The sequence below is a fragment of the Maribacter sp. C-4077 genome (genome assembly GCF_055378385.1).
Window position 1 is genome coordinate 3,138,979 of sequence record NZ_AP038807.1, and the last position, 22,115, is coordinate 3,161,093.

At 45.1% G+C, this 22,115-nt stretch carries 11 protein-coding genes; 5 read left to right on the top strand and 6 right to left on the bottom strand.

Going from position 1 to position 22,115, the window contains the following annotated elements:
* Nucleotides 1-3: 3 nt before the first annotated feature.
* The 4 genes from ACZ41C_RS13585 to nagB are packed head-to-tail and all read right to left on the bottom strand — an operon-like array spanning nt 4 to nt 6,323.
* Nucleotides 4-1,566 carry a glycoside hydrolase family 3 protein gene (locus ACZ41C_RS13585; protein WP_464562171.1) on the bottom strand — a complete coding sequence of 521 codons (1,563 nt, stop codon included), beginning with the start codon at nt 1,564-1,566 and terminating at the stop codon, nt 4-6.
* Nucleotide 1,567: 1 nt separating this feature from the next.
* Nucleotides 1,568-2,833: an MFS transporter gene (locus ACZ41C_RS13590; protein WP_464562173.1), complete on the bottom strand. Its 1,266-nt coding sequence runs from the start codon at nt 2,831-2,833 to the stop codon at nt 1,568-1,570.
* Nucleotides 2,817-4,349 (bottom strand): glycoside hydrolase family 10-like protein, encoded by a 1,533-nt coding sequence (locus ACZ41C_RS13595; protein ID WP_138259430.1) that lies wholly within the window; start codon nt 4,347-4,349, stop codon nt 2,817-2,819. Before ACZ41C_RS13595 ends, ACZ41C_RS13590 begins: the two co-directional genes overlap by 17 nt.
* 48 nt (nt 4,350-4,397) lie before the next feature.
* Complete coding sequence (gene nagB / locus ACZ41C_RS13600) at nt 4,398-6,323, bottom strand: glucosamine-6-phosphate deaminase (RefSeq protein WP_464562176.1); 1,926 nt, start codon at nt 6,321-6,323, stop codon at nt 4,398-4,400.
* A 196-nt stretch (nt 6,324-6,519) separates the two neighbouring features.
* Between nagB and ACZ41C_RS13605 the strand changes: the two genes are divergently transcribed.
* Nucleotides 6,520-7,269 carry a DeoR/GlpR family DNA-binding transcription regulator gene (locus ACZ41C_RS13605; protein WP_138259432.1) on the top strand — a complete coding sequence of 250 codons (750 nt, stop codon included), beginning with the start codon at nt 6,520-6,522 and terminating at the stop codon, nt 7,267-7,269.
* A gap of 7 nt (nt 7,270-7,276) precedes the next feature.
* On the top strand, nt 7,277-8,086 hold the full coding sequence (gene murQ, locus ACZ41C_RS13610; protein ID WP_138259433.1) for an N-acetylmuramic acid 6-phosphate etherase: 810 nt from the start codon (nt 7,277-7,279) through the stop codon (nt 8,084-8,086).
* A 107-nt stretch (nt 8,087-8,193) separates the two neighbouring features.
* Here murQ and ACZ41C_RS13615 read toward each other — a convergent pair whose 3' ends face one another.
* Nucleotides 8,194-9,315 carry a PQQ-dependent sugar dehydrogenase gene (locus ACZ41C_RS13615; protein WP_464562179.1) on the bottom strand — a complete coding sequence of 374 codons (1,122 nt, stop codon included), beginning with the start codon at nt 9,313-9,315 and terminating at the stop codon, nt 8,194-8,196.
* A 138-nt stretch (nt 9,316-9,453) separates the two neighbouring features.
* Between ACZ41C_RS13615 and ACZ41C_RS13620 the strand changes: the two genes are divergently transcribed.
* The 3 genes from ACZ41C_RS13620 to ACZ41C_RS13630 all read left to right on the top strand — a co-directional run bounded on the left by ACZ41C_RS13620 (nt 9,454) and on the right by ACZ41C_RS13630 (nt 20,461).
* Nucleotides 9,454-18,051, top strand: a complete 8,598-nt coding sequence (locus ACZ41C_RS13620; RefSeq protein ID WP_464562181.1) for a T9SS type B sorting domain-containing protein — start codon at nt 9,454-9,456, stop codon at nt 18,049-18,051.
* Nucleotides 18,052-18,240: 189 nt separating this feature from the next.
* A complete protein-coding gene (locus ACZ41C_RS13625; protein ID WP_464562183.1) occupies nt 18,241-18,960 on the top strand; it encodes a carboxylesterase family protein in 720 nt (239 codons plus the stop codon).
* Between the two features lie 28 nt (nt 18,961-18,988).
* Nucleotides 18,989-20,461 (top strand): sulfatase family protein, encoded by a 1,473-nt coding sequence (locus ACZ41C_RS13630; protein ID WP_138259437.1) that lies wholly within the window; start codon nt 18,989-18,991, stop codon nt 20,459-20,461.
* A gap of 31 nt (nt 20,462-20,492) precedes the next feature.
* On the opposite strand, the gene ACZ41C_RS13635 is transcribed toward ACZ41C_RS13630, so the two are convergent.
* The gene (locus tag ACZ41C_RS13635; protein WP_464562185.1) at nt 20,493-22,016 is read right to left on the bottom strand and encodes an FG-GAP repeat domain-containing protein; all 1,524 of its coding nucleotides are present in this window, start codon (nt 22,014-22,016) and stop codon (nt 20,493-20,495) included.
* Nucleotides 22,017-22,115: the final 99 nt, after the last annotated feature.

The following is a 22,115-nucleotide window of genomic DNA, read 5'->3' on the forward strand; positions in this document are numbered from 1 at the left end:
ACGTTACGTTAATGAAACAGGTAATTTTCCATGCGCCTTTATTTTTCCCAAGAAATGTTCCGTGGCCACATCCTGAAACTCGGTAAAATCTTGATAGACCAATACGGTTGCAACGGATTTTTTTACATCAAAAAGGTTTAGGGAATATGGATTTCCAAAATAGTAAAGTACCACCTTCTTTTCCTCTAGCATTGCATTGATGAAATCAATTTCTTCTTGAAAGAAACCAAATTGGTTCGCGGGCTTCACTTTGGGCGGGGTTACCAGTAAAAGAATATTTTTCTCTTGTTTGGTTTCCTGTTTGGCTTCCTCCAAAAAGGATAGGATATCTTCCTTTAAAGCGTTTTCTTGGGAACGTTTTAGGGTAAGGGTACAAAAGTCTTTTTTTCTGAAAGATTTGATATCGGTTTCGGTGCCATGGTATACCGTGATGCTTTCCGTTGCGATTTCCTTGTTTAACTTACTGCTATCCGAAAGTTCGCCGAATCCCTTCCAAAATGGATTTCCCATCGCCTTTACCTTGAGCTTCCATACGCGTTCAAAGGTTTCTTCAAGCTGTTTTGCAGTACTATTTATTGCGATGGTCTCAATGCCTTCCTTTACGTGTTCGGCAAAGCAAAGGATATCGTTTCCTGCATTGAAGGCGAGCCATTCCAGCTCACCGGGCATGGGATAGATTTTTGAAACGGCATGCATGTTCAGGGCATCGGAGATGACAACGCCCTTAAAATGTAGTTCGCCCCGTAAAAAATCGGTACAGATTTCCCTCGAAATACTTGCGGGAGTATCCGAGCCATTTGCCAAAGCCGGCACGGACAAATGGCCCACCATTACGGCATCCACGCCTTCTGATATTATTTTTTGAAACGGATATAGTTCATTTTCCAAAAGCTCCTTCTTCGATTTATCAATGACCGGAATCCCCAAATGTGAATCTACGGAGGTATCCCCGTGTCCCGGAAAATGTTTGATGCTTGTCAATATGCCAACACTTTCCGTTCCTTTTATGTAGGCCAATGCTTTTTGCGTTACTTGTTCCCGGTCATCTCCAAAAGACCGATACCCGATCACAGGGTTGTTGGGGTTGTTATTGATATCCACTACCGGGGAAAGGTTCCAATGGATTCCGGCCGCCAAACAGTCCTGGGCAATCTTTTTCCCTACTTCATAAATAAGTTCCTCGTTTCCGGTAAACGCCCCCAAAGTGATGGCGTAGGGATATTGAGGGGTATTTTCAACGCGCATCGCCAAGCCCCATTCCGCATCGATTGCAATAAAAAGGGGATATTTTGATGCTGACTGATATCTTTTTATGAGGGATTTTAAGGTATCAAAACTTTGCTCGTTTCGTAAGACCTCCTTTTTACCCTCAAAATTGGTAGCCGCACTCGCCCTCGAATGAAAAAAGCAAATGCCCCCAATACCGTAATTCCTGATCAAATCTTCCAAGGCACGGATTTCTTCTTCCGTATCGTTGATAAACGCTGCGGGCATGAAAAATTGACCAATTTTTTCGGCAGTACTTAAGGTGTTTTTGGCTTCGGTATAGTTAGGTAACGACTTCATGTTAGTTATCGGTTTTCTTTCCGAATTCCGGTGGGTAGGTGATGTATTTCAATAATATCAAGGCGGGTAAGGCCGCGATAACGACCCAAATAAAGAATCCGTCGTACCCCAACCATTGTTGCATATATCCGCTGATCATGCCAGGAAGCATCATGCCGAGTGCCATAAATCCTGTGGCAATGGCATAGTGGCTTGTCTTGGACCTGCCTTCGGCTATATAAATAAGATACATGAGAAAAGCCGCAAAGCCGAAACCATACCCAAATTTCTCGAACATAACGGTGGCGGTTACTGGTATGACATGCGTGGTTTTGGTAATCGCCAAAAGGGCGTACAAAATATTCGGCAAGTTTAGGGAAAGCACCATGGGAAGCATCCATTTTTTGAGTCCGTCGCGGGAAATCAGGATACCGCCCAGAATACCCCCAATAGAAAGCATGATAACACCTGCCGTACCAAAAATGGTCCCTATAAGTTCCGTGGAATAGCCCAGCCCTCCTTTTTCCGGACTGTCCAGCATGAACGGAGCCGCCATTTTTACCAATTGTGATTCCCCTAGTCGGTACGTTAAAATGAACGCCAACGCGATTCCAATGTTTTTCTTCTGAAAAAAGGACTTGAACACTTCCAGGAAGCTTTTGGGTTTTTCGGTAACATTCGATGCTTCTGATTCATATTTTGGGGTCACAAAGAAATTGGAAATGGTGAGCAACAGCATTAGAACCGCCGCAGCGATCATGGTCATGCTCCAGGCCTTGGAATTGTCCCCGTATTTGTTTTCAAGGAATCCGGCCATGATAACGATAAGCCCTTCTCCTGTGACCATCGCCAAACGGTAAAAGGTACTTCGCATGCCCACGAAAAAGGATTGCTTTTTTTCCGTTAGTCCCAGCATATAATACCCATCCGAAGCGATGTCGTTCGTGGCCGATGCAAAGGCCGCCATCCAAAAACAGGCGAGGGTAGTTATAAAAAACATATTGGTGGGGATGCTCAATCCTACGCCCAATAAGGCAATCGCGATGAGCAACTGCATGGCCAAAAACCACTTTCGCTTGGTACTTTTAAGGTCTACCAAGGGACTCCAAAGGGGTTTCAATACCCAAGGGAGGTACAACCAACTGGTATACAGTCCAATGTCCGAGTTGCTGACGCCCAACTGCTTGTACATGATGACCGAAACGGTTACGACCAACACATAGGGCAGGCCTTGCGTGAAATATAAAATGGGCACCCAGCCCCATGCGCCCTTATCTTTTTCTGCCATACCCTGATATTTGATTTAAATGTAAAATTGTTGGTTGGGATTCCCGCCCATATCGGTCCAAAAAAGTAACCGCAATTCGCTTTCCTTTGAGAACCGACTTTGGTATTTGGACCTGATTTGATTCCGCCTCAATAAAAATCTTGTCAAGAAGTTTCTTGGCTTTTAATTCCGATGCCGTTCTTTTTCCCGATTTATATACAAGTGCATATTGAATTGCATCATTGTGCGCTATGGTCAATGTCAAAAAATCATCTGATTGTACCTTGCCGATAATGTCAATGTTTTCCGAAGGTTGTTTTTGTCCGCCATTAATTTCAGGTGTAAGGGCCGGCCATTTGTAATACTTTTTTTTCAAATAGGAAACCACGTCCGGGTTATTTTCCATTAGGGATTTTGCGCTGAACAAAATATTGCCTGATATCTCTGGGGTCTGCCTCGCCAATTTGAACTGGTTGGGCAATTCCTTTTTTTTCTCCCAGGCTAGATCGCTATTATTTCGGACTTTATAGGCACCATTGCCAATATATACTTGGGTATTCGCACTGTTCTTGGCCCACCAATTCACCAGGGTTTTATGAGAGGCCACAGGAAGCTCCAGGCTCCAATAGATTTGCGGGGCTATGTAATCCAGCCAGCCATTTTCCATCCATAGGAGCGGGTCGGCATAGAGGTTTTCATAGGTGGTCTGGCCCGCTTGGGTTTCGGAACCCCGTGGGTCTGTAGACTTATTTTTCCACACCCCGAACGGACTCACCCCAAAGGAAACCCATGGTTTTATTTCCTTGATCGTTGCGTAGCTTTTTTTTATAAGGCTGTCCACATTACTTCTTCGCCAGTCTTCCAAGGACTGATTGGGTAAGGAGCAGTTGTAATAGGTAGTGCTATCGTTGAACACTTCGTCCTTGATGGTGTAGGGGTAAAAATAGTCGTCAAAATGTACCCCGTCAATAGCATACGAACTGGTCAATTCTTTTATTATAGAGGTAAATTTTTCCTGTACTTGGGGCAATCCGGGATTGTAGTAGTATTTGGTTCCGTATTTGACCATCCAATCAGGATTCGTATTATAGTCGTGTTCAGGGCTTAGGATATCGGTATTCAAATCGAATGTGGCCCTGTACGGATTTAACCAAGCGTGGAATTCCAAACCACGGCTATGCGCCTGTTCGATCATCCATGCCAAAGGGTCTTCTTTCCACTTAGGGTTTTCCCCTTCCGTTCCGGTCAGAAATCGGGACCACGGAGCATATTCCGAAGCGTAGAAAGCATCCCCGGTGGCACGGACTTGCACAATCACGGCATTGTAGTTGAGGTTTTGATAAAAATCCAGAATTTTTAGAAAATCCTCCTTTTGTTTTTCGACCGTATCCAAGCCATTTTTAGGCCAGTCAATGTTCACCACCGTGGCTACCCAAACCCCTCGAAATTCCTTTTTTGGTTGTGGGATAGTGGAGGTAAGGACACCGCAGGAACTGGCAAGTGTCAAAAGGAAAACAACAATTAGCTTTTTGGGCATGGGAAAAATAAAAAGGGCCTATCGAAAATAGGCCCTTTTTTAAGAGTATTAAAATTTATGTCTTACAAAAGCTTCCATGGCCGCATAGGAAGACATGCCCAAAGCCTTGTATTTGTTTGCGGTATCCCTATTTCGCTCCTCGGCTCGCATCCAGAATTCGCGGGAGTCGTCCCCTTGGAACATAACCCCATCCTTTTGGGACTGATGGCAGAATATGGCATTTCTCTTTTTTAGGACCTGTCCCGGACTCATAGGAACGCACATTTCTATTTCGTTGATGTCCCATTCGTGCCAAGCGCCCCTATACAGCCACAACCAACAGTCTTGTATGAAAGGTTCCGGTTTTAGTCGTTTTAAGGCTTCTAGAACGGCGTCCAGACAGACTTTGTGGGTGCCATGAGGGTCTGCCAAGTCCCCGGCAGCATATATTTGATGCGGTTTAATCTGGCTTATGATATCTACCATTAAGTCTATATCCTCTTTAGAAAGATTGTTCTTTTTAATCGTTCCGGTTTCGTAGAAAGGCAGGTCCAAGAAATGGACGTTGGCATCCTTTAGGCCCATGTATCGGGTGGCGGCATAGGATTCGGACCGCCTGATATCTCCTTTTAACCTACGTAATTCCGGGGAATCGATTTGGCTATCCCGTTTGTTGTTGATTGAGTTGATGATTTTCTGAACTTTTTCAGAGGGGTTCAAGTTCATGGCGATTTCCGCGAATTTGCGGGCATCGGTATCGGATACGGCAATATTTCCGGATGTTTGGTACACTACATGCACTTCGTGGCCTTGTTCCACCAATCTATCGAAAGTTCCCCCCATGGAAATGACGTCATCGTCTGGATGCGGGCTAAAAATAATGACCCGTTTTTTGGCAGGTTCCGCCCGTTCCGGTCTGTAAGTGTCGTCCGCATTCGGTTTTCCGCCGGGCCATCCCGTGATGGTATGTTGTAGTTTGTTGAAGATCTGTATGTTGAGGTCATACGAATCCTCAATGGCGAGTAGATCGGCCATGCCGTTGTCGTTGTAATCCTTATCGGTGAGACTCAGAACGGTCTTGCCTGTCTCTTCGCAAAGCCAGATGATGGCCTTGGCCTTGAGTTCTTCCGTCCACTCGCAGGCATCTACCAGCCACGGGGTTTTGTTTTTTGTCAATTCCGATGCGGCCCCTGCATCCAGGATAAAGGTGCAGTTGGGATGGTTTTGTAGGTAGGTTGCCGGCACCTGCGAGGAAATTTCCCCTTCAATGGTTTTTTTGATGATTTCAGCCTTGTTTTCGCCCCAGCCCAAAAGCACGATCCGTTTGGCCTTGCGAACTGTGGCGATACCCATGGTGATGGCCTTCCTGGGAACGTTGGTTATTCCAAGAAACGCTGGTGCGGCGTCCACACGCGTGATGTGGTCCAAGGTGATCACCCTTGTCCCGGAATTATAATGGGAACCGGGTTCGTTGAAACCAATGTGTCCCGTTCTACCGATACCCAATAACTGAAAATCGAGTCCGCCGTAGTCCTTTATTTTCCGTTCGTAACCCAAACAATAGGCTACCGTATTCTCAGGGGCTACGGTACCGTCCGGAATGTGCACGTTTTCTGGGTCAATGTCGATATGGTTGAAGAGATGTTCGTGCATGAAGTAGTGATAGCTCTGAATATTGCTTTTTTCCATGGGCAAATATTCGTCCAAATTGAAGGTGACTACATTTTGGAAGCTAAGACCTTCCTCTTTGTGCATTCGTACCAGTTCAGAATACACACGAATAGGAGAGGAGCCAGTGGCCAGCCCCAAAACACATGTTCTTCCCTGATTTTGTTTTTTTCGGATGAGTTCCGCAATCTCTTCCGCTACGCGAATGGACGCTTCATTGGAATCCGAAAAAATGACGTTGTGGATTTTTTCAAATCGGGTTTCCTCAAATTGTCCAATGGGTTGGTGGCTTATGTCCCTCTTTTTTTTGACCATGGTGGTTTTCATAGAAAATTGGAATTATACTTTTTAAATTCATGCAAATATAGGCAATAAAAATATATTTTGCTGTTTTTTGCAATTTTAAATTGCTGTTTTTTGCAATATTAAATATTAAATTAATTGTCAGGACACAATAACGGAATAAAACGGCATGTTTAAATTTTAGTTATCTTTGTCCCAATTTCTATTTATTTGAATACCTATGTTAAAGGAAGAACGCCAACAAATCCTCTTGAACGAAGTAGAATTGCATAATAGGATTCTATTGACGGATATTGCAGAAAGCTTGGATGTTTCCATTGATACCATCCGTAGGGACGTTAAAGAACTGGATGCCGAAAACAAATTGAAGAAGGTTCATGGTGGTGCCATTTCCTTGGGTTTTACCAATAGCAATAGCAGGAATACAAACATCTATGCCCTGGAGGAAAAAGTTATTATCGCCCAAAAAGCCGTTACTTTGTTAAAGGACGGTGCGGTCATTTTTATCGATGGGGGTACCACCTGTATGGAGCTGGTACGGCTCATTCCGGATAATTTGAATTTGACCTGTTTCACCATCAGTCTACCGGTAGCCATGGAACTGTCCCACAAACCAAATGTAACGGTCATTTCCATTGGGGGACAGATTTCCAAGGAGGCCCAAATATCCATCGGTGCGAACGCCATTCATAATCTTTCTGAAATTAGGGTCGACTATAGCTTTATAGGTACTGGATATGTGGATGCCGTGTATGGGCTTACGGAGTTTGATTGGGATATCGTACAAGTAAAAAAGGCGGTCATAAAGGCGGCAAAAAAAACGGTTTTATTGTCCATTTCGGAAAAGCTAAATTCGCAGCATCGGTATAAAACCTGTGATATCAATACCATTAATACCATGATAACGGAGTTGGAACCGTCCGACCGAATGTTGGAGGTCTTCCGCAACTGTGACATACGCATCTTATAAATACCTTATGGAATACAAAAAAATTACGGAGTCACCCTCCAATCATGATTATTTGGAACAATTGGATACTGTTTCCATCCTCCAAAAAATGAACGAAGAGGATAAGAAGGTTGCCGATGCCGTCGCCCTGGTAATCCCCCAGATTACCCAGTTGGTGGATGCCCTTGCCGAACGTTTCATACAAGGGGGACGTTTATTTTATATTGGTGCGGGAACCAGTGGCCGCTTGGGGATTTTGGATGCTTCCGAAATTCCTCCCACTTTTGGTATGCCCCATGAACGTGTTATTGGACTTATTGCAGGAGGTGATACGGCTATTCGAAAGGCAGTTGAGAATGCAGAGGATGATACCCAACAAGCTTGGCTGGACCTAAATGAACATACAATAAATGAAACCGATGTTGTAGTTGGTATTGCAGCTTCGGGCACTACACCTTACGTTATCGGTGGTCTTGAATCGGCACAAAAAAATAATATCCTCACGGCTTGTATCACCAACAATCCGGGTTCTCCAATTACAAAGGTTTCCGATATTCCTATTGCTGTGAACGTGGGTCCGGAATTCGTTACGGGAAGCACGCGCATGAAAAGTGGTACCTCCCAAAAGCTGGTGCTCAATATGATTTCCACGGCCCTGATGATAAAGATCGGACGTGTAAAGGGAAACAAAATGGTCAATATGCAACTCACCAATAACAAATTGGTGGATCGAGGAACGAGATATATTGTAGAGGGTCTTGGTGTAAGTTATGACGAGGCCGAAGCTTTGTTAAAAAAACACGGCTCCGTTAAAGAGGCCTTGGAGGCCGGTAAATAGTAAAAGTGTTTGCTTTCCTGGATTTGAGAATTAAAAAATTCAAAACACTAAAACCAAAATGCCCAATGTCAAAATCCCAGTTAATAAATGGCTTACCCTAAAGGTTTTTATTTTTTGGGGTTTAGCCGATAAATCCCTTTTCCTTCCACTCCCACGTAAATTAGTCCGTCAGGTCCTTCTTCAATGGAACGAACACGTCCTATGCCGTCCATTAATTTTTCCCTTCTCGTAACCTTGGTTCCATTCAGTTCCAAGCGCTCCAAATACTGAAATGCCAGGGAACCTACAAGGACACTGCCTTTCCATCCGTTGTATTTGTCCGTGGTTATAAAGACCATACCACTTGGAGCGATGGAAGGTACCCAGTAATGAATGGGCTGTTCCATGCCTTCCATGTTGGTCTTATCCGTAATGGGCGTGCCGCTATAGTTGATTCCATAGGTTATCACCGGCCACCCGTAATTGACTCCTTTTTTGACGATGTTGATTTCATCACCGCCTCGAGGACCATGTTCGTTGTCCCAGATTTCACCGGTTTTAGGGTGTACGGCAAGCCCTTGCGGATTTCTATGTCCGTAGCTGTAAATGGCGGTTTTTGCACCTTTTTTCGCTACAAATGGGTTGTCCTTGGGTATACTGCCATCATCGTTTAACCTGTAAATTTTGCCACCGTCCCTAGTAATATCCTGAGGATTGACGTCCCGTTCCCCGCGTTCCCCTATTGAAAAATAAAGAAACCCTTTATCGTCAAAAACAATTCTTGACCCAAAATGTTGCCCTTTTGTGGTGTTGGGAACTGCTTTGTAGAGCACTTGGTTTTGGACCAGTTTGTCACCCTCCAGTTTGGCCCTCATGATAGCCGTATTTCCACCTTTGCTATCTCCTTCTGGGGAGGCATAGGACATATAAATCCATCCATTTTTTTCATAATCGGGATGCAGTTCAATATCCAAAAGACCACCTTGGCCCCGCTGATAAATTTTGGGTCCATTAGCGATTTTTGTCTTTTTTCCATTAAAAAATCGGATTAAATCACCGTTTTTTTCGGTTATCAGCATACTTCCATCCGGAAGGAACGTAAAGCCCCATGGAACCTGTAGGTCATCGACGAAAAGCTCTGCATCGAACGGAACGGTTTCTGGGGTAGAAACCTTGTTTTCAGGGTTTTGCGCGCAGGAAAAATTGAGCAATACAACGAAAAAACAAAAAAATAATACACTTTTTTTCATGTTGGAACGTTAGAAGAATATTAATGAGTGAAGATAGATTTTTTATACTAATACCGAGAATATAAGCAAAAATTTTTACACCAAGGAGGGATATTGAACCCCAAATCATTGTCCTTCTTACCAAACACTACTTAACCTATGCACCCATCACAACAGCGAAGATCGCTGTATGTACTCCTGCTGATACTGCTATCGGTGGTTGGCTCTACGGCACTTGCGGATTCAAGCATTACCAAGATTTTTAGTGAGGTAACCCTTGCAGTGGAAAGGGTGGTCGAAAATACGGTTTCCAAGAAGAAAGTCGAAACCTCTTCGGATTTTGATATTTTAAAGACCAAAGACTCCAATACTAAGTCGGCCACTGCCATGGCTCCAATGTTCATGACCATCATCCAAGGCGCGGACGAGGAAGTAGGTTGTAGCAGCAACGGATTCACGGTAGCCCGTTTTAACCTTTGTGGGAACAGCGATGATCGGATCATTAGTCTATCCGGTGGACCATACGGTTCTGTCTCCTGGCAGATGTTGGGCGGTCCTTGTTCTCCGGATATCAACAACGACTGTCCCAATACGGGTTCCTGCTATACACAAGTGGCCACAGGGCAAACCTTCAGTTTGGATGCGAGTTCCATCCCATCGACCATTGGTGCCGAATATAGGGTGGTCGCAGACGGACAAATATTTTATTTCAAGGTCAAAAAGAGTACCATCAACCAAACCTTCGTTAAGGAAGATTATATCTGTGATGTACCGGGACGGATTCAAATCACCAATTTGTCCAGCGCCTACGAATTTAGTATTGATAGTGGAAGCGGTTTTGGACCATGGCAAGGTGCCATATTCTCAAATTTGACACCAGGTACCTATATTGTAAAGGCCAGGTTGAGAAATATCCCAAATACCTGTGAGTATCCCTACGAGCCTATTGAAATATTGGAAAGAAATTTGGATTTGTCCGTAAACTTTACGGATATCAATTGTCCCGGGGAAACGGGCACCATCACCGTAACGCCCACACCCGGCCTTGGACCCTATAAATACACCCTTTTGAACAGCATGGGTGTGGCGCAGGAATTTACCGCCTTTATACCTGACGAGACCTATACCTTTTCCGCTGTGGGTTCCGGTACCTATATCGCACAGGTAGAAACGCAACAATGTACGGGAGACCCATTGAACGGAATCAATCCGCCAAGAATTGCGGTCGATACCTTTGGAAACCCCATAACCATTGGGTCCGGAATAAGTCCGTTGGATGCCTCCACGGAGGTAAATTCCAGTTTTGGATGTGCGACTATTTCCAGTGTGGATATCACGGTGAATACATCGGGTGGTTCAGCTCCCTACACGTTTACGGTGAACGGTGGACCAGTTCAGCCCTCCTATGGAAATGCTACAACGGACACAGGGACCACAATCTACACCGTAAACTCCCCAGGAACCTATGACTTCGTTATAACGGATAGTAACGGTTGTATCATAACGGCCTCTTCAAATGTGGAAGACTTGCTGCCGCCAGATGTTACCGCATCGGGAATTGACGGAACGTGCAGTAATGGGGGTGCCAGAGTTAATTTTACCGTAAACGATGCCCGCGGATATAACCTTTCCTATCGGGTGAATTCTGGAGATCCTTGGGTGACGGCACCACAGATTTCTGTCCCCGCGGGAACTTATAACAATATTGAAGTCCGATATCAGCAAGGTGGTTTTGAATGTACCATTACCCTACCTTCGGTAACGGTGACAACGGTTGGGAACATAAATGGTTCCGCGACCAAAATTACCGATGTTACCTGTGATGGTAGTGGAGGTACCAATGGTGGTAGGATTGACTTTGTAGGTCCTTTTACCGGTGGTTCAGGTAGCGGATATCAATTCAGTATTGACGGGGTGAATTTTACGGGCATCACTTCGTACACCAATCTATCGGCTGGAACATATATTCCAATTATCCGTGATGGTGGTGGATGCCGATTGGAACTAACTCCGATCGATATTTTGGATGTAGATCCGCCCAGAAACCTGGATTTCGCACAAAGCAATATTAGTTGTGCCGCCGGTACATCGGATGTTACCCTTACACCAACATCCAATGCGGCCATCGTTAACTACTCGGTCGTTAGCCCTGTGACCATCAATAATGGAAGCAACCCAACCTTTGTTGGGTTAAGCACTTCCACGTCCTATATCTTTCAAATAACCGATGCAAATAACTGTACCTATACGGAAGGCTTTAGTCCGGCCGTAATAAGTTCCATTCGGGCCCGTGTAAAATCCGGCGGGGACTTACGGGTCTGTAATGGCGCTACGGATGGTACCGGCACTTTTATCATCGACGGATTTGCGAACAACTACACCTTTAATATCAATGGAGGTCCCGAAAGTGCCCCGCAAAACAATGCCGAGGTCGATTTGCCGCTATCGGGAGTAGGAACCTATACCATCACCGTAACAGATGCCGATACCGGTTGTACGGATACCGCTACTTTCGACATTGTGGACGCTCCCCCCTTGGATATCAGTGGAAGCACCGTCACCCCAATGAGCTGTGCCAATGGAAATATAGGTAGCGTTCGTGCCAATTTTACCGGAGGTTGGGGCGGAAACAGGTATACCTTGACGCCACCTACAGGGCCAGCAATAGGACCCAGATCGGGGAGGACGTTTAGCAACCTAACGATTCCAGGAACCTATACCTTGACCGCTGAAGATGCGGAGGGTTGTACCGATACTTTTGTTTTTGTTCTTACCCAAATTGACGCACCTACGGTAAGTTTGGACAATGCGGCATCCGATTTTTGTTATGTTCCCGGTACCGGAGCAACCGCAGTGGTAACTTCCACGGCGGGCACAGCGGCATTGGGAACGCATGAATTCCGTATCAATGGTGGAGCTTTGCAACCCACAGGTACCTTCAATGGATTGACTCCCGGTAATTATACCATAGAGGTGGTAGACGGCAACAATTGTAGCGATTCCATAGTAATCACTGTTGCTCCACAACTAAGGGTCAATACTGCGGTCGTCACGGAAATCCCTTGTGGGGGATTGTCCGGCCAGATTCGGGTGGACGTAAGCGGAGGGTATGCTTCTGGAACCGGTCTCTATGAGGTAAGTTCCGATAATGGGGTAACGTTTAGTGCGCCTGCACCCTATACCTCCAGTACCTTCTTTTACGATACTGCCATTGATGGCACCTATATATTTAGAATAACCGATAACAATACTACCAATGCAGGTTGTGAAGCCACATCGGCACCGCTCATATTGAATCCGCCAGCGAACATTGCCGCTGCTTCGGTAATAACAAGGCCTGTAAGTTGCGGTGCTCCAAATAATGGGGTCGTAACCATTATACCCGACGGAACCAGTGGCGTGCCGCCGTACGAAGTCAACTTCAACGGTATGGGATGGAGTTCGCAAACAGTGTACTCAGATTTACCTGCAGGTACATATCCTTTCTTGGTTAGGGATTCCAGAGGCTGTGAAACCGTACCGGCAAATGCCGTCATAGGTACCGATACCACCTTGCCACCGGATGCATCGGTTACCCAAGATGCGGCTATTTGTGACGGTAGTGGTGTCTTGAGCGGAGGAATTACCATTAACGGCGTTACCGATGGAACCCCAAATTTCGACTTTAGGATCGAGGACAGTACGGGAACGGAAATCACACGTTTGGAAAATCAGTCGGCCTTTCCAATTACCATTAGCGATACCAACTTGATTCCAGGGAACTATACAGTGATTACCTTGGATGCCAATGGTTGTACGGACATAGATACAGTAACTATCACTTCAAATGAAGTTGTGATTACACCTATTTTGCCACCATTGCCACCATCCTGTGACGATAGTAGTTTTACATATGCCGTTAGTGTGAGCGGCGGTTCCGGTTCTTATGAAATCAAGTTGGCGCAACAGCCTTCGTTTTATCCTTTGAACAATACGCCGGGCATTAATGACCATACCTTTAGTAATGTTACTGACGGTATCCAATATGGTATTGCCTATACCGTACAGGTGAGGGATGTGGTAACAGGTTGTTTGTACGAGCAGGAAATTCCCCCAGTTGATGCGCCTTCAACACTCGAAATTACGGCATCTTCAACACCTGGAGCCTGTGATGTGAACAGAAACGGGGAGATTGCCTATGAGGTCATTGGCTATAATCCTGGGGATGTTTTAAGAATTGAGTTGCTGAACAATGATACAAATACCACAACGGTAATCGTCCCATCATTTTCGGCCCCTGCGCCACCATATACCAACACGTATCCAGAGTTGCCCGGAGATTATCAAATAATCGTGGTGAACGAAACGGATACCTGTAGGGATGCTGCCGGTGTCATCATAGATCAAAACTTACCGGCCATAGATGTTATCTCCGATGTTCCCGCGAATTGCAATGCCTTCGGACAGATAACGGTACAGGGCCGTGGCGGATCGGGAGGTCCGTATGAATATGCCTTTGTGCCTGATGGTTCCCCGGAACCCGCTTATCCTGCAGATTATGTGAGCACCACGACCTTTGTGGGTCCTGCCGGAGACTACGATATTTATGTGCGCGATAGTGGGGGCTGTATCTCGTTTGATATCGCCACGGTAATCCAACTGGACCCAGACCTTCCCATACCAACCTTTACGGTGGTGAACCAGTGTAACCCCAGTTCAACTTCCTTTGATATTACCGTGGCCATGCCAAACTCGGTCAACACGCCACGTTTTACTTTGGCGGGAGACGAACAGATTCCAACGGATAATGGAACCAACTGGGTATATACCTTTACGGTTGCCAGTCCGGGGGATTATGTGGTCGATGTGGTCGATGCAAATGGATGTACCAGTCAGGGTACCGCGACGGTATATAACTTCCTTTCGGCTACGGGCACTTTTTCTACGGATTCAACATGTAACGATGCCGATGGCGAGATTACGATTGCGACTTTTGGTGGCAGTGGTGATTTTGGATACATCCTTTCGGGAACCGATTACACCGGTGCTTCGGTGGGACCCATTACCCAAGAGGGCGACCCCGTTTTCACCGGATTGGCTCCCGGTACCTATGATGTTCTGGTGGTGGACCGAATTATGTTCGACGGAACCAATTTCTGCGAATATAATGTGGCCGGAATCAATCTGAATCAGGCCGCGCAACCAGTTATCACTTCAGAATTGGCTACCGATATTACCTGTCGTGACAACAACGATGGAACGATAGAAGTGGTCGTGGGACCTGCGAATGCTTTGGTGCCATTTACTTCTCAGGATATGCCCATTACATATATTTTGAATAACCTTACAACCTCCTCGGAACACGACCGAAACAATACGGGAACCTTCTCCAATTTGCCACCAGGGGATTATCAGGTTCAGGTGGTGACACAACGGGGTTGCGAGGTATTATCCGCAGTGCACACTATTACAAATCCGGCCGACTTTAGCATAACAGCTTCGGCTCCTGATTTTGCCTGCGAGCCCGGGGCAAATCGCTATAGTTCAACAATAATTACCGTGAATGTTGTAGATCCGGGAACAGTCGGCTCCGGATATCAGTATAGTATCACCGGATTTTCAAACTATCAATCCGGTAATACATTTGAGATTGTGGATAATGGTTCACCGCAGGATTTCACGGTATATGCCATAGACGGAAATGGTTGTCAGACTACCTTTGACCTGCCAACTATAAATCCGCCTACGGATGTTGTACCAACATTGAGCGTAGTGAGTGCATTGGATTGTGCCAATGATGAACGCGTTCGCATTGATGTGGTGGGTACTACGGACTTTACCATTGTCACGAACTCGGTCGTACCGGTCGCCAATGTAACTATTAGTGGTGCTTCCTTTGGGTTTGTAGATTTGCCTGCATCGGGCGATTATATCATGGAGATTGTGGACAATACGGGCGGCTGTACCTATCCACTTCCCATACATACCGTAAGCGATCCACAATTGCCGTCGGTATTTATTACGGAAGCCAAACCGGTTAGCTGCTTTGGAACCAATGATGGAGAATTGTTCATAACGGTATCTGATTATGTAGGAACTTATAACTATACGGTTTATATGGCCGATGACATCACCAAGAGTACGCCCATAGCCACCGGAAGTTTTGATACCACCAATTTCCCCGATGTGAATGGGGAGGAGGCTAGGATAACCGGCCTGCCAGGAGGTAATCTGATAGTTGAGGTGGTTTCCACGGACGTACCATTCTGTAGTAATGACAGCAATGTGGCCAATATTAGGACGCCCAACGGGCCTTTGCAGGTAACCGCCAATTCTGTGGGTAACGTTGGCTGTGGCAATGACAGTGGTGAAATTCAGGCGACCGGTACCGGGGGTTGGGACGGTACGCCGTATGAATACCGATTATTGTTCAGCACCGATGGTGGTACGAGCTACGCCACTGAAGCAGCGCCTTTCTCCAACAACAATACATTTACCGGATTGGAATATGGTTTCTACCGAGTGGAGATTCGGGATGCTGAGCTTTGTACGAACATTTTTGATATTGAATTGGATGAAGTACCACAAATCGATGCCGGTATCAGACAGCCGCAAGGACTGGATTGTCCCAATGGAAACAACGCCGTATTGGAAGCTTATGATCCCACAACGGGTGACGCAACAACGGCGACTGCCGGAGCCACGGGAGGATTTCTAGGCGCTGGATATAATTATCGATTACTGTATTTGAACGGCAACGACAATACAGATATCTCATCTACGAGCGGATTGCAGAACACGCCAACCTTTATTGGTGCCAGCGGTGGTTTTATCAGTGCCGGATGGTATGCCATAGAGGTTTCCTCTAGCTTTGGATGTTTGTTCGTTACGGAGCCTTATTTTGTGGATCCGCCACCACCAGTGGCCCCGTTACTGGTTCAGACACGGGTACCCGGTTGCGGCGGTGATGGTGAGATGCGATTGTCAATCCAAAATCCGGAACCTTCTTTTACGTATGAATATGCGCCTGTGGAGAATGGGGTTGTGGTAGGGCCTTATCAAACCATGGTGGGAACTTCCGTTTTGGTATCAGGCGTACAGGGAATCACCTATCAATTTGATGTAAGGAAGACCAATGCGGCCAGCACTTGTTTGGCCATACGATCTAATGGTATAACCATGACCAATGCCACGGGCATTACGTTATTGCCCAATCTGCCGGACGATATTTCCTGTGCTTCGGAGCTGGACGGTAGGATAGAATCTTTCGTAAATGGTGGTGTGGGTGACGATACCTTTTACCTCTACAACGGGGACCCTGTAGACGCGTTTAATCCGTCCGCATCGGCAACCTTATTCAGGGGACCACAGGATAATGGAACTTTCGAAGGCTTGCCCGAAGGTACGGACTACTATATTGCCGTAACAAGCGGGGCCACATGTATGGACATTGCAGGTCCTTTCCAAATTGTGAGGCCTGATCCCATCGTATTCGATGCAACACCTACAACGGTAAGTTGTAATGGGGAGCAGGATGGAACCATCACCGTTGAGGTGTTATCTGGAGGTATCGGTTTGATTCAGTTCGCCATAGGCCCAAATTTCAATGAGTTCTTTAGTGATCCGGCAACTCCGGGAACTTATACCTTCGAGGATTTGGCACAGGGTACCTATGAAATATTGATTCAGGATGAAAACGGCTGTTTTGAACGTGATTTTATCACTGTGGACGAACCCGAGGTGCTCCAGGCCGTCAACATTCAAACTACGCCGGAATTGTGTATAGGTGCAAATGATGGCACTATGACTTTTGAGATAACCGGCGGAACACCCTTTAATGACCCCATGGTAAGTGCTACGCCTTATTATGAGTATAAGGTAGAAATGATCGACCCCATCGACGAATCGGGTACTGGAACTTTTGCTCCATATGTGCCTGGTCAATTGATCGAGAATTTACAGGGCGGTGCCTCCTACGCCATTCATATTAGGGATGCCAATTTATGTACGGGATTGGAATTGTTTAATATCGGCATTGGTGTCGATTTAACTGCTGAACCGTTGGTTGTGTATGGATGTGAGGGAATCTTCCCAAATAGCACGGTAACCATTGACATGTTGGGTAATATAAATATGGATGATTTGATGTTCGCCTTAAATCCCGTAGATGCTACCGACGCCATAACTTCCAATTCGGGAATGGACTATCAATGGGGAGATCTTGCTCCGGGTGACCACACCGTTTACATCTACCATCAGAACGGGTGTACCAATTTTGTGGAATTCACGGTCGATGCGTATGATCCATTGACCTTATCGGCAGAAAAAACAGGTCCCAATGAACTTGTGGCCATGGCACAAGGCGGTTATGGCGGTTATGAATATTTCTTTAACGGCGCTTCCTATGGAAGTGAAACTACCTTCACCACAAATCGAAGTGGAATGGTAAACATTCGGGTAGTAGATGCCAATGGTTGTGTGGCCGAAGTCGACCTTCCTTTTGAATTTACAGGAATGTTGGAAATTCCCAATTTCTTTACGCCGGACGGAGACAGACAAAATGATGTATGGCAAATACGAAATACGGAATTCTTTGACGATTTGGAGGTAAAAATTTATGATCGTTACGGTAGGGTAGTGGCCGTATTGGACAAGGTGACCGGATGGGATGGAACCTATGAAGGCAAAGAAGTGCCTACAGGCGACTACTGGTATGTGGTCAATGCCCTGGGAGAACGGAAATCCCGTTATGTGGGACACTTCACATTGTACAGATAACATTTAGTAAGGGAAGCTGGGAAAGCTTCCCTTTTTGTTTCATACGTTTAAAATTAAATCAATAGCTTTTAATTTAAACATTTCCTCTTGTAATGGTATTCGACTTCCCGAAACGAATCTCTCGAAAAGGGTTTCACTCATTTTTTAAGCCAAAAAATATGTATCTTCAAGGGATATAATTCGCCTGATTTGTATAAAACCATCTTATTTGTTTTCCTGATACTCTTGGTAAACAGTTGTGCCTCGCAACCTAGTTATACCTTGGTAGATGGAGAGTTGGAGACATCGGTAATGGAAACCTTAAAGTATTACCTGTACTATCCACCGGAATACGAATTGAAACCTGAAAAAAAATTTCCTGTTTTATTGTTCTTGCATGGAGGGGGAGAGGTGGCCGAAGATTTAGGTCCCAATGAAAGAATTCCGCCACCAAACCTCATTTTACAAGGTAGAAAATTTCCATTTCTGATTTTAGCCCCTGAAAATTCATATGCGAAAAGTTGGTGGAACACCCGTGCCGTAAAACAGCTCTTGGATTCCGTGGTTTCAAAAAACCGTATCGATAGGAATAGGATTTACTTATCCGGGATAAGTCGTGGCGGGGGTGCCGCCTGGGAGATGGCGGTCCAATATCCAGAAACTTTTGCTGCCATGGCCGTTGTCTGTGGGATGACACCGTTGCCCTATGCTTCATGGATCAATAAGAAAATGCCCATTTGGGTCTTCCATGGCGAAGACGATGACGTGATTCCGGTCGAAGAATCCGAGTCCATGGTGAATAAACTCAAGGAGTTTGGGTACGATGTCCGGTTCACCAAATATGAAAATGTGGGCCATGAGGCATGGTCAAAAGCATATGCTACGGATGAACTCTATGTGTGGTTTTTAAGGCAACAATTACAGAATTGATGGTACCTCAAACTAAAAAATACATATTATGAAAATAGCACATGCACTAGTTTTTTTGACTTTCTCTTTGTTTTTTCTTGGGAGAGGAAATTCCATGCCCAACAAAAAGCAGCCTAGGAACGTAATTTTCATTCTTACCGATGATCATCGGTATGATTACATGGGTTTTACAGGAAAAGTTCCCTGGTTGGAAACTCCAAATATGGATAAGCTTGCCAGGGAAGGAGCTTATCTGCCCAATGCCTTTGTAACGACTTCCCTGTGCTCCCCCAGCAGGGCTTCTATTTTGACGGGTATGTTTTCCCATAGCCACACCATAGTGGACAATCAAGCGCCAGATCCGGGCAACCTTACTTATTTTCCCCAGTATTTGGAGAAGGCCGGATATCAAACCAGTTTTTTTGGAAAGTGGCATATGGGCGACCATGGGGATGAACCACAACCTGGATTTACGCATTGGGAGAGTTTTCCTGGTCAGGGTGTGTATTACAATCCCACCTTGAACATAAACGGAGAAAGAATATCCTATAAGGACTCCACGTATATTACCGACCTATTGACAGAACATGCCATTGATTGGCTTGATAGCAGGGATAGGAAAAAGCCCTTTTTTATGTATCTATCCCATAAAGCGGTTCATGCCGGATTTCAGCCGGCCAAAAGACACAAGGGAAAGTACAAAGGAAAACGGATCGACCTCCCAACAACCTATGAGCAGACAAAAACAGGTGCCTATCGTGACCTAAAATGGCCTCAATGGGTAGCTGACCAACGGGTAAGCTGGCACGGTGTGGATTATATGTACCATGAAAATAGAGATATCCATGAGATGGTGGTGGATTATTGCGAAACCCTTTTGGGTGTCGATGAGAGTATAGGTACCGTGATGGATTACTTAAAAAAGGAAGGATTGGACGAATCGACCTTGGTTATTTATATGGGGGACAATGGTTTTAGTTGGGGGGAACACGGATTGATAGATAAACGTCATTTTTATGAGGAGTCCGTAAAAGTACCTTTATTGGTGCGTTGTCCGGAATTGTTTAAGGGTGGAATCCGTCCGAAGCAAATGGTCCAGAATATTGACATTGGACCCACCATTTTGGCCGAAGCGGGAATTAAGCAGCCCGAGCATATGCCGGGTACTTCGTTTATTCCAATTCTTAAGGGGGTGGCCAATGTAAATACCCGAAAAGAGGTGTTTTATGAGTATTACTGGGAATATGATTTTCCAATGACACCCACGGTTTTTGGGATGAGGACGGATAAATACAAATACATGAAGTACCATGGCATTTGGGACCGAAATGAATTGTATGACCTGGAAAACGATCCCGATGAAATGTATAACCTAATTGCAGATCCTGACAAACAGGAGATAGCAAAATCCATGTCCGCCGCCATATATGATTGGTTGGAAGAAACAGGAGGCATGCAGATTCCCTTAAAGCGGACTGTAAAGTATAGGTGGGGCGATTTTAAGCATCAGAATGAGCATTGACTTCTAGGGATTCGCAACCCCCTTTAGAAAATCACGGGTTTAAATTGTTTTCAAGAATCAAGAGATCCACTTCAGATTTTCTCCAGGCCTCGTTGAGATAATCCGGAACGGGAGTGAAGGAGTAACTAAAGGCGCTAAGAATAATATCCGTATCTCCGTCCTGATCCACATCTCCCGCATCCATTAACATCCATCGGCCCAGATCGCCAGTGTCCATACGATAGGGTTCAAATTGGAATGAATTGGCATTTTTGTTTTCCAAATAAACAAAGGAGTACGCAGGGGTTCGTTCATAATCAGGAAAAGTGGATAGAATTCCAAAGTCGATGTCCCCGTCTTGGTCATAATCATTGGAAACGACCCTAGTGGCACCGTTCATAGGATAAAAATAAGCTTCGGTAAAATTATTGTGGCCATCGTTGATATGGATTCGTAATCCGTGATACGGCTTGTGAACATAGCTTTTATCGGCATTATCGCCCTGAACTGTTACTATGTCGTTATATCCATCATTATTATAATCAATAATCTCAAACCAACTAGATCCGTACACCGGACTGAACTGTATGGGGGTTTCCATCCTAAATTTTAAATCGGCCTCCTGATAAAAAATGGTAATGCCCTCCCTACCTTGTGAAGTTAGCACCACCAAATCATCTAGGCCATCTTTGTTCATGTCCTTGGCCATAGCCCTTGTACTTCCTGGTTGGTTCAATAATATCTGGTCTTTATAATTAAAATCCCCATTATGGCTTAGAAGGGTAAGTTTCCCTGTCAAATCCCCAAATTCACAGACCACGACTTCGTCATTGCCATCCTTGTCAAAATCGTGGACAAGGCTATGAACAGGTCTATGTAACTGAATATTGGCTCGGTTTATTTTTCTCTTGCTGGGCTCTATAACACTTAAACTGCCCTGAGAGAGCTCAGAAGGGTCAAGATAACCAACATAGGTGAAATACTTTAAGGTGTCCTTTTGGGAGTAGGAGGTAAGTGCTTGCTCCGTACGTTCTGTTTTGGTGACTTTTTTTAAAATAGGATCATAATGAATTAATCTGCTATTTAGGTTGCCGGTTATTATTTTTTTCTGAACAGAATCAAATTTCAAAAATGTAAATAGCGCTCCCTTGATACTATCCAGAACTATTGGTTGCACCTTAAATTGGTATATTCCATTGGTTGGTGTCTTCACAATGCCCAGATCAAGGGAATCACCGGCCATTTTAAGAATATAGTCTTTGAGTAAATTCCAATCCTCTATGGATATACTAGGTTTTTCAGGATACACCCCGGACTGAACAATGGCAAATTGTTCCATGCGTGAAATACCCTCATAGGGATCGTATGCCGTGTCCTTGATTCCCATACGCGCACCCATATCCGGTAAAATGCCATCTTTCCATATATGTTTAGGCAAGTTACCTATTTCCGGAAGCAGGTGGCAACTTGCACAATAGGACTCATACAGTGCTACAGCTTTTTTCTCCTTCGGCTCACATGAAATCAGGGATGTTATTACAGCAAGCAGAAAAGGGAATTTCACGTTGGAAGACATTGTCATACTATTTTAAAGAAGAAATCTTTCCTTTGGTTCAATCCTAATAAAAGGGAAGTGCTATCCATACATATTTTCGATAACGGCGGATAAATTAAA

What these genes read in the sequence shown, in the direction of transcription:
- ACZ41C_RS13605 (WP_138259432.1), top strand. Translation starts at nt 6,520, where the DNA reads ATGTTAAAGGAAGAACGCCAACAAATCCTCTTGAACGAAGTAGAATTG.
- murQ (WP_138259433.1), top strand. Translation starts at nt 7,277, where the DNA reads ATGGAATACAAAAAAATTACGGAGTCACCCTCCAATCATGATTATTTG.
- nagB (WP_464562176.1), bottom strand. Translation starts at nt 6,323, where the DNA reads ATGAAAACCACCATGGTCAAAAAAAAGAGGGACATAAGCCACCAACCC.
- ACZ41C_RS13615 (WP_464562179.1), bottom strand. Translation starts at nt 9,315, where the DNA reads ATGAAAAAAAGTGTATTATTTTTTTGTTTTTTCGTTGTATTGCTCAAT.
- ACZ41C_RS13630 (WP_138259437.1), top strand. Translation starts at nt 18,989, where the DNA reads ATGAAAATAGCACATGCACTAGTTTTTTTGACTTTCTCTTTGTTTTTT.
- ACZ41C_RS13620 (WP_464562181.1), top strand. Translation starts at nt 9,454, where the DNA reads ATGCACCCATCACAACAGCGAAGATCGCTGTATGTACTCCTGCTGATA.
- ACZ41C_RS13590 (WP_464562173.1), bottom strand. Translation starts at nt 2,833, where the DNA reads ATGGCAGAAAAAGATAAGGGCGCATGGGGCTGGGTGCCCATTTTATAT.
- ACZ41C_RS13635 (WP_464562185.1), bottom strand. Translation starts at nt 22,016, where the DNA reads ATGTCTTCCAACGTGAAATTCCCTTTTCTGCTTGCTGTAATAACATCC.
- ACZ41C_RS13585 (WP_464562171.1), bottom strand. Translation starts at nt 1,566, where the DNA reads ATGAAGTCGTTACCTAACTATACCGAAGCCAAAAACACCTTAAGTACT.
- ACZ41C_RS13595 (WP_138259430.1), bottom strand. Translation starts at nt 4,349, where the DNA reads ATGCCCAAAAAGCTAATTGTTGTTTTCCTTTTGACACTTGCCAGTTCC.